Raw genomic sequence first — 12,440 nt, 5'->3', positions numbered from 1 at the left:
TTTGGCGGTACTCGCCCCGGGCAGGGTAGAAGAAACCGACTGAAATGAGGGTTGCCGGCCAGGACCGACGCGGGGGCAGCAGTCACTGCCGCGGTCCGGGTTCAAGCCTCAGACCGCAACCCGCTCGGTTGGCTCCCAGCGTAGCTCAGGCGACGGCAAAGGGCGATATGCGCCGCTTCGCCGCCACCCGGCCGGGCCGGTCACAGGCAGGCGAAGGTCGCCTGGGCCAGGGCGATCAGCTTGTCGCCCTGATGCACCTGGGCTTCCAGCACATGGGTCTTGCGGCCCGGGTGGATCACCCGGGCGCGGCAGACCAGTTCGCCGTCCCTGACGCCACGCACGTAGTTGACCTTGCACTCCAGGGTCACGCTGCCGGCCTGGCCGTCGAACAGACTGTGGCTGGCCTGGCTCAGGGCGGTGTCGATCAGCGAGAAGATGGCACCGCCGTGCAGCTTGCCGTGCAGGTTGATGAGCCTGTCCTGCACGCTCATGCGCACCTCGGACTCGCCACCCTCGGCCTTGTGGATGGTCATGCCCAGCAGGGTGCTGAAGGCGCTGTCCTTGCCTGCGAGAGATCCGCTCATACCTATTTCCTCAATTGCTTGGCATTGGCGAACAGCGACGCCATGGCCTGGTTGGCCGGAGCCGGTTGATTCTGGCGCGGGGCGCCCTTGTCGGCGCGGGGCTTGCCGCCGTTGCCGCGGGCCTGAGCGCCGGGCTTGCCGTCGACCTTCTCGCCGGGGGTGTCGCCCATGCGCATGGACAGGCCCACGCGATTGCGCGGCACGTCCACCTCCATCACCTTGACCTTGACGATGTCACCCGCCTTGACCACCTCGTAGGGATCCTTGACGAATTTCTCCGACAGGGCGCTGATATGCACCAGGCCGTCCTGGTGCACGCCGATGTCGACGAAGGCGCCGAAGTTGGTGACGTTGGTGATGACGCCCTCCAGCACCATGCCGGGCTTGAGGTCGGAGAGTTTCTCCACGCCGTCCTGGAACACCGCGGTCTTGAATTCCGGACGCGGGTCGCGACCGGGCTTGTCCAGTTCCTGGAGGATGTCGGTCACCGTCGGCAGGCCGAAGCTCTCGTCGGTGAATTTCTTCGGATCCAGACGCTTGAGGAAGGCCGAATCGCCGATCAGCGAGCGGATGTCGCGGCCGGTATCGGCGGCGATGCGCTGCACTAGGGGATAGGTCTCCGGGTGCACCGCCGAGGCGTCCAGCGGATTGGCGCCACTCATCACGCGCAGGAAGCCGGCGGCCTGCTCGAAGGTCTTCTCGCCCAGGCGCGGTACCTTCTTCAGGGCCTCGCGGGTGGCGAAGGCACCGTTGGCGTCGCGGAACTGCACGATGTTCTGCGCCAGGGTGGCGTTGAGACCGGAGATCCGCGCCAGCAGGGCGGCGGAGGCGGTATTCACGTCCACGCCCACGGCGTTCACGCAGTCTTCCACCACGGCGTCCAGGCTGCGCGCCAGCTTGAGCTGGGAGACGTCGTGCTGGTATTGGCCGACGCCGATGGACTTGGGCTCGATCTTCACCAGCTCCGCCAGCGGATCCTGCAGGCGGCGGGCGATGGACACGGCGCCACGCAGGGAGACGTCCAGATCGGGGAATTCCCGGGCGGCCAGCTCCGACGCGGAGTACACCGAGGCGCCGGCTTCGCTGACCATCACCTTGGTCAGGCCCAGGCCCGGGTACTTGCTGATCAGTTCGCCGGCCAGCTTGTCGCTCTCGCGGCTGGCGGTGCCGTTGCCGATGGCGATCAGGTCCACGCCATGCTTGGTGCAGAGCACGCCGAGGGTAGCCAGGGTCTGGTCCCACTGATTGCGCGGCGCATGGGGATAGACCGTGTCGGTGGCCAGCAGCTTGCCGGTGGCATCCACCACCGCGACCTTGCAGCCGGTACGCAGACCCGGGTCCAGCGCCAGGGTAGTGCGCGGACCGGCCGGCGCGGCCAGCAGCAGGTCGTGCAGGTTCCGGGCGAAGACCGCGATGGCCTCTTCCTCGGCCTTTTCGCGCAACTCGCCGAGCAGGTCGGTTTCCAGGGAGGTATAGAGCTTGACCTTCCAGGTCCAGCGCACCACCTCGGAAAGCCACTTGTCCGCGGCACGACCTTGGTTCTTCAGGCCGAAATGCGTAGCGATCAGTCCCTCGCAGGGATGGGCGATGCCCGGGCCTTCTTCGCCGAGCTTGAGCGCGGCGCTGAGGATGCCTTCGTTGCGGCCACGGAAGATCGCCAGGGCACGGTGCGACGGCACCGCCTTGAAGGGCTCGTCATGCTCGAAGTAGTCGCTGAACTTGGCGCCTTCGGTCTCCTTGCCCGGCACCAGGCGCGCGCTGAGAATGGCGTCCTGCTGCAGGACGCCGCGCAGCCGAGCCAGCAGGTCGGCGTCCTCGGCGAAGCGTTCCATGAGGATGTACTTGGCGCCTTCCAGGGCGGCCTTGGTGTCCGCCACACCCTTGTCCGCATCGACATAGGCGGCCGCCTCGGTCTCCGGGGTCAGGGTCGGATCCTGCAGCAGGGCGTCGGCCAGCGGGCCGAGGCCGGCTTCCAGGGCGATCTGGCCCTTGGTGCGGCGCTTCTGCTTGTAGGGCAGGTAGAGGTCTTCCAGGCGCGTCTTGGTGTCGGCCAGATTGATCTCGCGGGCCAGTTCGGGGGTCAGCTTGCCCTGCTCCTCGATGGAGGCCAGCACCGCGCCGCGGCGCTCTTCCAGCTCGCGCAGATAGCGCAGCCGCTCTTCGAGATGACGCAGCTGGGTGTCGTCCAGGCTGCCGGTGACTTCCTTGCGATAACGGGCGATGAAGGGCACGGTCGACCCTTCGTCGAGCAGGGCCACGGCGGCGGCGACCTGTTGCGGGCGGGCGCCGAGCTCTTCGGCGATGCGACTATTGATATCCATCGGGCTACCTGGCTTGCACGAGAAAAAGCGGGCCGCAGTATACCCGAGCCCGCCGGAGCCCTGCCTCCCGTGCCAGCGCCGCCGCCCCAGCGCGGGCAAAATCTGCTAACAATGGCCCAATGCCGCGGTCGGATGGCCTACGGCATAATCCAGTGCTAGATCACAAGGAGATATTATGAGCACCCCCGTTGCCCCGGAAGGTGAAAAGATCCTGGTCGTCGACGACGACGCCCGGCTGCGCCGCCTCTTGGAGCGTTTTCTGGCCGAACAGGGCTATCGCGTACGCACGGTCGAAAGTGCCGAGCAGATGGACCGCCTGCTGGCCCGCGAGGTCTTCAACCTGGTCGTGCTGGACCTGATGATGCCCGGCGAAGACGGTCTGTCCGCCTGCGGCCGACTGCGCGAGAGCGGCAATCGCATCCCCATCATCATGCTGACCGCCAAGGGCGACGAAGGCAGCCGCATCCAGGGGCTCGACCAGGGCGCCGACGACTACCTGGCCAAGCCCTTCAATCCGCTGGAGCTGGTAGCCCGCATCAAGGCCGTGCTGCGCCGTCAGGCCCCGGTGGTACCTGGCGCTCCTGCCGGTACCGACGAGGTGGTGACCTTTGGCGACTACGCCCTGCACCTGGCCACCCGCGAACTCAAGCGTGGCGAAGAGACCCACATGCTCACCACCGGCGAATTCGCCGTGCTCAAGGCACTGGTCGACCACGCCCGTGAGCCGCTGACCCGCGACAAGCTGATGAATCTGGCCCGTGGTCGCGAATGGGATGCCCTGGAGCGCTCCATCGACGTCCAGATCTCGCGCCTGCGCCGGATGATCGAGCCCGATCCGTCCAAGCCGCGCTACATCCAGACCGTCTGGGGCGTGGGCTACGTCTTCGTGCCGGACGGCGCCGGCAAGTAAGTTCTCAGTACCAGGCGTATGCAGAGCGTGTTCAAAGTCTTGCGAGCTAGAGCCAAACGAGGCGAAAAGACCTGAGGAAGCGGACCGGGCTCGCGTACGAGTTTACAAAGCGTAAATGAGCATTCCGACCGGGCTGGCGACCCAGGGTCTTTTCAACCCTGTTTGGCCGACGCGCAGCTGACTTTGAATAGGCTCTCAGGCGAATAGCCCCTGGTGCACGCCCACCAGCAGGAAGATCCCCAGTAGCGCGCGATAGATGATGAAGGGCCAGGTCGAGAAACGCTCCAGAAAGCGCATCAGGCCCCAGATCGCCGCGAATGCCGACAGGCTCGCCACCAGCAATCCCACCAGCAGCAGCGACCAGGCTTCGGCCGGGATGTGCGCGTGCCAGAGCACCACCAGCTCCTTGAGTCCGGCCAGGGCGATGGCCGGCAGGCCGAGCAGGAAGGAGAAGCGCGCGGCTTCCTCGCGCCGCAGATTGAGGAACATGGCGGCGGTCAGGGTCGAGCCGGAACGGGACACGCCCGGAATCAACGCCCCGACCTGGGCGATCCCCACGATCAGCGCATCGCGCAGACGCATCTGCGAGATGTCTCTGTTGTGCCGGCAGATCCGCTCCGCCAGCGCCAGCAGGGCGGCCATGGCCAGGCAGGCGTAGCCGATGACACCGAGGCCCCGCAGCGGCGAGTCGCAGGCATTGAGCAGGGGCGCCAGCAGGAGGCCGGCGATGCAGATGGGAATGGTCGCCAGCACGATCATCATCGCCAGCAGGAAGTCCGGGCTGTCGAAGTCACGCTGGCGCACCGCGGCGAGGCTGCCGCGGGTCACGCCGCTGACGTCGCGCCAGAAGTAGCTGATCACCGCGGCCAGGGCCGCCATCTGCATGGCGGCGGAAAAGGCCGAGCCGGGATCGCGCCAGCCGAGCAGGGCGGGAACCACCCGCATGTGCGCGGTGGACGAAATGGGAAGCAGCTCGGTGATACCCTGCACCACGCCTAGAAAGGCGATCTGCGCGTAGCTGAGCGAGGCGAAGCCGATGTCCAGGCCGGTCTGGCAGATGTCGGACACGAGAGAACTCCAAGTTGAAGGGAAGAAATGGACGAGCAAATGTATCCGAATGTGTCCGCGTCGGGTGGCCTATCTGGACCCTGCAACCCCAGAGGTTGTGATGGCTTTCGCGCCGTTTCGCGCGGAAATCCTGATCGATGAAGGCGCCCAGCTGGTTTCCCCAGAGTTTCTTCGCCCGCTCGCTGTGGATGGTCCTGCTCGCGGTGCTGTTTTCCAAGGCGCTGACCCTGGTCTATCTGCTGCTCAACGAGGACGTCCTGGTCGATCGCCAGTACAGCCATGGCGCGGCCCTGACGCTCAAGGCCTACTGGGCCACTCCGGAGTCCGAGCGCCCGCGCATCGCCCAGGCTGCCGGCCTGCGCTACGAATCACCCGAGACCGTGCCGGCCGGGGAATACCATTGGCCCTACAGCGAGATCTTCGAGCGCCAGATGAAACAGGAGCTGGGCGAGGAAACCGAGGTGCGGGTGCGGGTCCAGCATGGTCCGGCCATGTGGGTCCTGGCGCCCTCCCTGGGGCCGGACTGGATCAAGATCCCGCTCATGGCCCATCCCCTGCGCGGGCAGCACATCTGGAGCGTGCTGGGCTGGTTTTTCGCCATCGGCCTACTGTCCACCGGCGCCGCCTGGGTCTTCGTCCGGCAGCTCAACCAGCCCCTCAGGCGCCTGGTGAATGCCGCCCGCGAGCTGGGCAAGGGCCGCAGCGTACGGCTGCCGGAGACCGATGCCCCGAGCGAGATCCAGGATGTCTACCATGCCTTCAACCAGATGGCCGAGGACGTCGAGCAGGCGGGCCGCGAACGCGAACTGATGCTGGCTGGGGTCTCCCATGACTTGCGCACGCCCCTGACCCGCCTGCGTCTGGCGGTGGAACTGATGCCGCCGGCCGAGCGCGAAGAAGCCGAGGACATGATCCGCGACATCGAGGACATGAACGCCATCCTCGACCAGTTCCTCGCCTTCGTCCGCGACGGTCGCGACGAACCCCAGGAGCTCACCAATCTCAACGAACTGGCCCGCCAGGTGGTGGCGCCCTACAACCAGGAGACGGAGCGGGTACGGCTGATGCTGGATGTCCTGCCGCCGCTGCCGGTACGGCGCATCTCCTTCAAGCGGCTGCTGACCAACCTGGTGGAAAACGCCCTGCGCCATGGTGGCGGTGGTGGTATCGAAGTGGTCGGGCAGGTCGCAGGCTCCGCCACCGCGCCCTATGTCGCCCTGAGCGTTATGGATCGCGGTCCCGGCATCGATCCCAAGGACCTGCAGGACATCTTCAATCCCTTCACTCGTGGCAATCGTGCCCGTACCGTCAGCGGCTCGGGGCTGGGCCTGGCGATCGTCAAGCGCATCGCCGCGCAGCACGGCGGCAGCGCCGAGCTGCGCAATCGCGACGGCGGCGGGGTGGAAGCCCGAGTACTGTTGCCCTTGGGCCTGCTGCTACCCCGTAGCGCCAGCTGAAGCTCGTGTAGGTTGGGCTAGGCGCTAGCGAAGCCCAACAACTCCTAAAACGGAAGCCTCAGCCCTTGCCCTTGGTCCGGGTCAGCCCCGGCTCGGCGTTCTTTTCCAGGTACTCGATGATGATCCCGGCCACGTCCTTGCCGGTGGTCTGCTCGATGCCTTCCAGGCCGGGCGAGGAATTGACCTCCATCACCAGGGGACCGTGATTGGATCTGAGGATGTCCACCCCCGCGACGCTCAAGCCCATGGCCCGGGCCGCGCGCAAGGCGGTCATGCGCTCCTCGGGGGTGATCTTGATCAGGCTGGCGGTGCCACCACGATGCAGGTTCGAACGGAACTCCCCCGGCGCCGCCTGCCGCTTCATCGCCGCGATCACCTTGTCGCCGACCACGAAGCAGCGGATGTCCGCGCCGCCCGCCTCGCGGATGTATTCCTGCACCATGATGTTCTGCTTGAGACCCATGAAGGCCTCGATCACCGATTCGGCCGCCTTCTCGGTCTCGCAGAGCACCACGCCGATGCCCTGGGTGCCCTCCAGCACCTTGATCACCAGGGGGGCGCCGTTGACCATCTGGATAAGGTCCGGCACGTCGTCCGGCGAATGGGCGAAGCCGGTCACCGGCAGGCCGATGCCCTTGCGCGAGAGCAGCTGCAGGGAGCGCAGCTTGTCGCGCGAACGGCTGATGGCCACGCTCTCGTTGAGCGGAAAGACGCCCTGCATCTCGAATTGGCGCAGCACCGCGCAGCCATAGAAGGTCACCGAGGCGCCGATGCGCGGAATGACCGCATCGAAGCCCTCCAGCGGTTTGCCGCGGTAATGGATCTGCGGCTTGTGGCTGGCGATGTTCATGTACGCGCGCAGGGTGTCGACCACGACCACCTCATGGCCGCGGCTGACGCCGGCTTCGACCAGGCGCCGGGTGGAATACAGATTGGGGTTACGCGAGAGAACGGCGATTTTCATGGGGCACCGGAGGCCGGAGAAAGGGACAACTGGGGTTTGTCTTGCGCATAGGAGACGGCCGGATTCACCAGCAGGCCACCATCGATCAATGCCTTGGAACCGAGCAGCATGCGATAGCGCATGCTCTTGCGGCAGGCCAGGGTGAATTCCACCGGCCACTGGCACTCGCCCAGGGCGAGCAGGGTGCGGATGACATAACGGGTCTGGGCGATGCCATTGGAGCTGCGGATGGTCTTTTTCGCCACCAGGGGTGCTTCGCAATGGCGATGACGGGACTGGACCAGTGTCCCCAGGTGCACGGTGAACCTCACCCAGCGTTCCTTGCCGCGCATGAACGGCTGGACTTCCGTCGCATGCAACGCCGAAGTGCTGGCACCGGTATCGATCTTGGCTCTCAAGCCCACCACGCCCAGGTCGGGCAGGGCCACCCACTCACTCAGGCCGATAATGACCGGTTCGGCGGAATTGCTCATCGCTGCTCCTTGAAATCAGTGGCCTCCGCCTAAATGTTGCGGGTCAATGAGCTGTTTGAAGGCTGGTTTGGCGAACAGATACCCCTGCATCAGCTCGATGCCGAGGTCACGCAGGCAATCGCGTTCGGCCACGGTCTCCACCCCTTCGGCGATCACCTGGGTACCCAGTTCGCGGCACATGACGATCAGGTTGCGCACGATGGTCCGCCGCACCTGGTCCCGGTCGATGTGGCGAATGAGCGCCATGTCGAGCTTGACCAGGTCCGGCTGGAATTCGGCCAGCAGCGTCAGGCCGGAATGACCGGCGCCGAAGTCGTCGATGGCGGTCTTGAAGCCGAATTGCTGATACTCGCGCAGGATGTTCGTCAGATGGTCACTCGCGACGTGTTCGGTTTCCACGGTCTCGAAGATCAGCCGTTCCAGCGGAAAGCCATGCTCGCGTGCGGCGGCCAGCGTACTGCGAATGCACAACTCCGGGCGGTAGACGGCGTTGGGCAGGAAGTTGATCGACAGGCTCTCCCGCATGCCCAGGGCCGCCGCGGTGGCAATGGCCTTGGTGCGGCAAAGCTGGTCGAAGCGATAGCGGTTGCTGTCGGTCACCTGGTTGAGTACGGACAGCGCGCCTTCGCCGCCTGGTCCGCGCACCAGCGCCTCCCGGGCGAAGACTGCGCCTTGGCCCAGGTCCACGATGGGCTGATAGGCGAAGTCGAAGTCGAAGCCCAGGGGTTCCGACTGCTGGCACCCTGTGCAGCGGGTCTGGCCGGTCAGGTCGGAAGGGAAGAATGTGGTCATGGCTCTCCAGAGGCGCGCTTGCAGCGTCGGTCCGATGGTTTAGAGTTCTTGAGAAGAGTCTAAGACCTAACAGGGGACCTTTTATTCGATGTATGCAGTAGATCACACTGAAGAACGGATGCGCCTCGATAAATGGCTATGGGCCGCGCGTTTTTTCAAGACCCGCGCGTTGGCCAAGGCGGCTCTGGAAGGCGGCAAGATCCAGTGCCGTGGCGAACGCTGCAAGCCGAGCAAGGAGCCGCGCATCGGTGACGTCCTCACCATCCGGCAGGGCTATGACGAAAAGACGATAGTGATCGTCGCCCTGTCGCAGAACCGCCGGGGTGCGCCCGAAGCTCAGCAGCTCTATACCGAGACGCCGGAAAGCCTCAAGGCGCGCGAACAGGCCGCGGCCGCCCGCAAGGCCGGCAACCTCGGCGTGCAGACCGATGGCCGTCCCACCAAGAAGCAGCGGCGCCAGATCCATCAGTTCCGCGAGTACGTCCATCCGTTCGACGACTGAGTTCGTCGCGGCTCGCCGGAGCCTCTCAATGGCCAGGTCCGCTCGCCGGTCCTGGCGTGCGCCGTGAACGCCACGCTTCGCGGCCTCCTTCCTTATATAGGTAGTTCATGACTTCCCACGATTTCACCCAACGTTTCCTGTTCGACGAAACCGACGTCCGCGGCGAACTGGCCACCCTGGATCGCAGCTACGTCGAGGTCCTCGCCAAGCATGCCTATCCGGAGCCCGTGGCCCAGCTGCTGGGCGAGCTGCTCGCGGCGGCCGCGCTGCTGTGTGGAACCCTCAAGTTCGAAGGGCTGCTGGTGCTGCAGGCGCGCTCCAGCGGTCCCATCCCGCTGCTCATGGTCGAGTGCTCCAGTGAGCGCGAGGTGCGCGGTATCGCGCGCTACGAAGAGGCCGAGATCACGGCGTCCGCCTCCTTGAGCGAGCTCATGCCCGATGGCGTCCTGGCCCTCACCATCGACCCGCGCCATGGCCAGCGCTACCAGGGTATCGTCTCGCTGGAGGGTGCGAATCTGGCTGAGTGCCTGTCCGGCTATTTCGCCACCTCCGAGCAGTTGCCCACCCGTTTCTGGCTGAACGCCGATGGCCGCCGCGCCCGCGGCCTGCTGCTCCAGCAATTGCCGCCGTCGCGGATCAAGGACGCCCAGGCCCGCCAGGACAGCTGGGAGCACGTGGTCACCCTGGCCGATACCCTCACGGCCGAAGAGCTGCTGGGTCTCGACAACGAAGTGATCCTGCACCGCCTGTTCCACGAGGAAAAGGTACGCCTGTTCGACGAGCAGCCAGTGGCCTTCAGCTGCAGCTGCTCCCGTGACCGCGCGGCCAATGCCCTGGTCAGCATGGGCCAGCCGGACGTCGAGAGCCTGCTCGACGAACAGGACGGACAAATTCGGGTCGATTGTCAGTTTTGCAATGAACAGCAGGTGTTCGACGCTGCCGATATCGCGCAGATTTTTGCGGGCGGCGGCACGCAAACCCCGGGAAATACCCGGCACTAGCCGTTGCAAAAGCCCGAAGGCTTTCTGGCATAATCCCGCAACGTGTAGTTCTGCCGTGTAAGAGCTACAAGCATGAGGAACGGCCCAGGGCCATGGGGAACGAAATGACGAAAGCCAACGTGTATACCGATATCAGCGTCGCGCAGTTAGTGGAAGAGTCCCTGCGACGTGGCGAAGGAGAGCTGGCCGCCAATGGCTCGCTGGTCGTCAAGACGGGGCATCGCACGGGGCGTTCGCCGGTAGATCGCTTTATCGTCGAGGAAGCCTCCACGCGCGATGCCATCCACTGGGGGCCGATCAATCGTGCCTTCCCGGAGGAGAAGTTCGCGCCGCTGTGGGAGCGCGTCAGCGCTTACCTGGACGAGCGTGATCAATTCGTCTCCCACGTGCATGTAGGCGCTGATGTAGAGCACTACCTGCCCGTCGTCATGCGTACCGAGACCGCCTGGCACAACCTGTTCGGCCGCTGCCTGTTCATCAATCCGGCCGAATACAATCCCCAGTCCAAGCCGGCCTGGGAGATCATCAACGCGCCCGAGTTTGTCTGCGAGCCCGCGCGTGACGGCACCAATTCCGACGGTACCGTCATCATCAACTTCGCGGCCCGCAAGGTGCTGATCGCCGGTATGCGCTACGCCGGCGAGATGAAGAAGGCCATGTTCTCGGTGCAGAACTTCCTGCTGCCGGAAAAGGACGTGCTGCCGATGCACTGCGCGGCCAACGTGGGCGAGGAGGGTGACGTCACCCTGTTCTTCGGTCTGTCCGGTACCGGCAAGACCACCCTTTCCGCCGACCAGAGCCGCTACCTTATCGGTGATGACGAGCATGGCTGGGGCGTGGGCACCGTCTTCAACATGGAAGGTGGTTGCTACGCCAAGTGCATCGACCTGTCCGAGAAGAACGAGCCGGTCATCTGGAAGGCCATCCAGTTCGGCGCCGTCCTGGAGAACGTGGTCCTGGATCCCCAGACCCGTCACCCCGACTATGCCAACGACAGCCTGACCCAGAACAGCCGGGCGGCCTATCCGCGCGAACTGATCGACAAGCGCGCCGAGCACAATCTGGGTGGCGAGCCCAACGCGGTCATCTTCCTGACCTGCGACCTCACCGGCGTCCTGCCCCCGGTATCCATCCTCAATAACGAGCAGGCGGCCTACCACTTCCTGTCCGGCTACACCGCCCTGGTCGGCTCGACCGAGATGGGTTCCGGTCCCGGTATCAAGTCGACTTTCTCCACCTGCTTCGGCGCACCCTTCTTCCCGCGTCCGGCGGCCGAGTACGCCGATCTGCTGATCAAGCGCATCCAGGGCTTCGGCTCCAAGGTGTACCTGGTCAACACCGGCTGGACCGGTGGCGGTTACGGCGTCGGCAAGCGCTTCAACATCCCGACTACCCGTGCGGTCATCGCGGCGATCCAGAGTGGTGCCCTCATCGGTACCGAGACCCGCCACGTGCCGGTCATCAATCTCGACGTCCCGGTCGCCGTTCCCGGCGTGGACAGCGTCCTGCTCAATCCCCGCGACACCTGGCAGGATGGCGCTGCCTATGATGCGGCGGCGCGCGAGCTGGCTGGCAAGTTCGTCGAGAACTTCAAGAAGTTCTCCGGCGTATCCGAAGGCATTCTGGCCGCCGGTCCCCAGCTGTAAGCAGGGGCGATTGTCTGCAAACAAAGGCCGCCGCTAGGGTGGCCTTTGTTTTTTAAGCTTTTTTTGCGTCTTGGGGTTGCATGGTCCACTGCGATTGCATAAACTGCGCCCGCTTTCGCTGATAACGCTAGCGAGCGAGGCGAAAGCATTGATTGTTAAGGAGATTTTAAAAAGATCCTTGACAAGAGGGGGGCAGATGAAGAAAATGCCGCCTCACTTTGGAGGGGTTCCCGAGTGGCCAAAGGGATCAGACTGTAAATCTGACGTCGCAGACTTCGAAGGTTCGAATCCTTCCCCCTCCACCAGATTGCTAGAGCGCTTAGGCTCTGCGGGTATAGTTCAGTGGTAGAACCTCAGCCTTCCAAGCTGATGATGCGGGTTCGATTCCCGCTACCCGCTCCAGTTTGACTGGCAAATGTTTCGCTCATGTAGCTCAGTTGGTAGAGCACACCCTTGGTAAGGGTGAGGTCAGCGGTTCAAATCCGCTCATGAGCTCCATCTTAAAAGGCAGATATGAAAATATCTGCCTTTGTTTTAATGGCGGCATTGCTTTGCTCAATTCGTGAAGGGAGAGAGTGTCGATGGCTAAAGAAAAGTTTGAACGTAACAAGCCGCACCTGAACGTGGGCACCATCGGTCACGTCGACCATGGCAAGACCACGCTGACCGCAGCGCTGACCAAGGTCTGTGCCGACACCTGGGGCGGTTCCGCTCGTGGTTTC

At 64.5% G+C, this 12,440-nt stretch carries 12 protein-coding genes and 3 tRNA genes; 9 read left to right on the top strand and 6 right to left on the bottom strand.

Annotated elements, in window-relative coordinates:
• Window positions 1-200 precede the first annotated feature (200 nt).
• Both RCF34_RS11445 and RCF34_RS11440 read right to left on the bottom strand, forming a co-directional pair.
• A complete protein-coding gene (locus RCF34_RS11445) occupies window positions 201-584 on the bottom strand; it encodes a PaaI family thioesterase (RefSeq protein ID WP_308708280.1) in 384 nt (127 codons plus the stop codon).
• Window positions 585-586: 2 nt separating this feature from the next.
• Entirely contained in the window at window positions 587-2,905 is a 2,319-nt protein-coding gene (locus tag RCF34_RS11440; RefSeq protein WP_308708279.1) for a Tex family protein, read from the bottom strand.
• A 175-nt stretch (window positions 2,906-3,080) separates the two neighbouring features.
• On the opposite strand from RCF34_RS11440, the gene ompR reads away from it, so the two are divergent.
• Window positions 3,081-3,815, top strand: coding sequence for a two-component system response regulator OmpR (gene ompR / locus RCF34_RS11435; RefSeq protein ID WP_027598251.1), 735 nt, complete (start codon window positions 3,081-3,083; stop codon window positions 3,813-3,815).
• 195 nt (window positions 3,816-4,010) lie between these two features.
• On the opposite strand, the gene RCF34_RS11430 is transcribed toward ompR, so the two are convergent.
• Window positions 4,011-4,883, bottom strand: coding sequence for an undecaprenyl-diphosphate phosphatase (locus RCF34_RS11430; protein WP_308708278.1), 873 nt, complete (start codon window positions 4,881-4,883; stop codon window positions 4,011-4,013).
• Between the two features lie 137 nt (window positions 4,884-5,020).
• On the opposite strand from RCF34_RS11430, the gene RCF34_RS11425 reads away from it, so the two are divergent.
• Entirely contained in the window at window positions 5,021-6,340 is a 1,320-nt protein-coding gene (locus tag RCF34_RS11425; protein WP_308708277.1) for an ATP-binding protein, read from the top strand.
• A gap of 58 nt (window positions 6,341-6,398) precedes the next feature.
• Here RCF34_RS11425 and rimK read toward each other — a convergent pair whose 3' ends face one another.
• Genes rimK through RCF34_RS11410 form a run of 3 tightly spaced genes read right to left on the bottom strand, consistent with a single transcriptional unit; the run spans window position 6,399 to window position 8,569 of the window.
• On the bottom strand, window positions 6,399-7,304 hold the full coding sequence (rimK, locus tag RCF34_RS11420; protein WP_027598254.1) for a 30S ribosomal protein S6--L-glutamate ligase: 906 nt from the start codon (window positions 7,302-7,304) through the stop codon (window positions 6,399-6,401).
• A complete protein-coding gene (locus RCF34_RS11415) occupies window positions 7,301-7,777 on the bottom strand; it encodes an ATP-dependent zinc protease (RefSeq protein WP_145151788.1) in 477 nt (158 codons plus the stop codon). The genes rimK and RCF34_RS11415 overlap by 4 nt, the downstream gene beginning before the upstream one ends.
• 15 nt (window positions 7,778-7,792) lie before the next feature.
• Window positions 7,793-8,569 (bottom strand): EAL domain-containing protein, encoded by a 777-nt coding sequence (locus RCF34_RS11410; protein WP_308708275.1) that lies wholly within the window; start codon window positions 8,567-8,569, stop codon window positions 7,793-7,795.
• Window positions 8,570-8,687: 118 nt separating this feature from the next.
• On the opposite strand from RCF34_RS11410, the gene RCF34_RS11405 reads away from it, so the two are divergent.
• The 7 genes from RCF34_RS11405 to RCF34_RS11375 form a co-directional block, all read left to right on the top strand.
• The gene (locus RCF34_RS11405; RefSeq protein ID WP_308708274.1) at window positions 8,688-9,071 is read left to right on the top strand and encodes a S4 domain-containing protein; all 384 of its coding nucleotides are present in this window, start codon (window positions 8,688-8,690) and stop codon (window positions 9,069-9,071) included.
• A 107-nt stretch (window positions 9,072-9,178) separates the two neighbouring features.
• Window positions 9,179-10,072 carry an Hsp33 family molecular chaperone HslO gene (hslO, locus tag RCF34_RS11400; protein ID WP_308708273.1) on the top strand — a complete coding sequence of 298 codons (894 nt, stop codon included), beginning with the start codon at window positions 9,179-9,181 and terminating at the stop codon, window positions 10,070-10,072.
• A gap of 104 nt (window positions 10,073-10,176) precedes the next feature.
• Window positions 10,177-11,718 carry a phosphoenolpyruvate carboxykinase gene (locus tag RCF34_RS11395; protein ID WP_133860551.1) on the top strand — a complete coding sequence of 514 codons (1,542 nt, stop codon included), beginning with the start codon at window positions 10,177-10,179 and terminating at the stop codon, window positions 11,716-11,718.
• A 220-nt stretch (window positions 11,719-11,938) separates the two neighbouring features.
• Window positions 11,939-12,023, top strand: a tRNA-Tyr gene (locus tag RCF34_RS11390).
• 23 nt (window positions 12,024-12,046) lie between these two features.
• Window positions 12,047-12,120 (top strand) — tRNA-Gly (locus RCF34_RS11385).
• A gap of 20 nt (window positions 12,121-12,140) precedes the next feature.
• A tRNA-Thr gene (locus RCF34_RS11380) sits at window positions 12,141-12,216 on the top strand.
• Window positions 12,217-12,299: 83 nt separating this feature from the next.
• Window positions 12,300-12,440: GTP-binding protein (locus RCF34_RS11375; RefSeq protein WP_308708964.1), on the top strand; the 141-nt coding region annotated here is incomplete at its 3' end.

Source organism: Pseudomonas sp. 102515 (assembly GCF_031085165.1).
Lineage (GTDB): Bacteria > Pseudomonadota > Gammaproteobacteria > Pseudomonadales > Pseudomonadaceae > Chryseomonas.
This window is presented reverse-complemented; position numbering and strand designations above follow the sequence as displayed.

What these genes read in the sequence shown, in the direction of transcription:
- RCF34_RS11445 (WP_308708280.1), bottom strand. Translation starts at nt 584, where the DNA reads ATGAGCGGATCTCTCGCAGGCAAGGACAGCGCCTTCAGCACCCTGCTG.
- RCF34_RS11440 (WP_308708279.1), bottom strand. Translation starts at nt 2,905, where the DNA reads ATGGATATCAATAGTCGCATCGCCGAAGAGCTCGGCGCCCGCCCGCAA.
- ompR (WP_027598251.1), top strand. Translation starts at nt 3,081, where the DNA reads ATGAGCACCCCCGTTGCCCCGGAAGGTGAAAAGATCCTGGTCGTCGAC.
- RCF34_RS11425 (WP_308708277.1), top strand. Translation starts at nt 5,021, where the DNA reads ATGAAGGCGCCCAGCTGGTTTCCCCAGAGTTTCTTCGCCCGCTCGCTG.
- rimK (WP_027598254.1), bottom strand. Translation starts at nt 7,304, where the DNA reads ATGAAAATCGCCGTTCTCTCGCGTAACCCCAATCTGTATTCCACCCGG.
- RCF34_RS11415 (WP_145151788.1), bottom strand. Translation starts at nt 7,777, where the DNA reads ATGAGCAATTCCGCCGAACCGGTCATTATCGGCCTGAGTGAGTGGGTG.
- RCF34_RS11410 (WP_308708275.1), bottom strand. Translation starts at nt 8,569, where the DNA reads ATGACCACATTCTTCCCTTCCGACCTGACCGGCCAGACCCGCTGCACA.
- RCF34_RS11405 (WP_308708274.1), top strand. Translation starts at nt 8,688, where the DNA reads ATGCGCCTCGATAAATGGCTATGGGCCGCGCGTTTTTTCAAGACCCGC.
- hslO (WP_308708273.1), top strand. Translation starts at nt 9,179, where the DNA reads ATGACTTCCCACGATTTCACCCAACGTTTCCTGTTCGACGAAACCGAC.
- RCF34_RS11395 (WP_133860551.1), top strand. Translation starts at nt 10,177, where the DNA reads ATGACGAAAGCCAACGTGTATACCGATATCAGCGTCGCGCAGTTAGTG.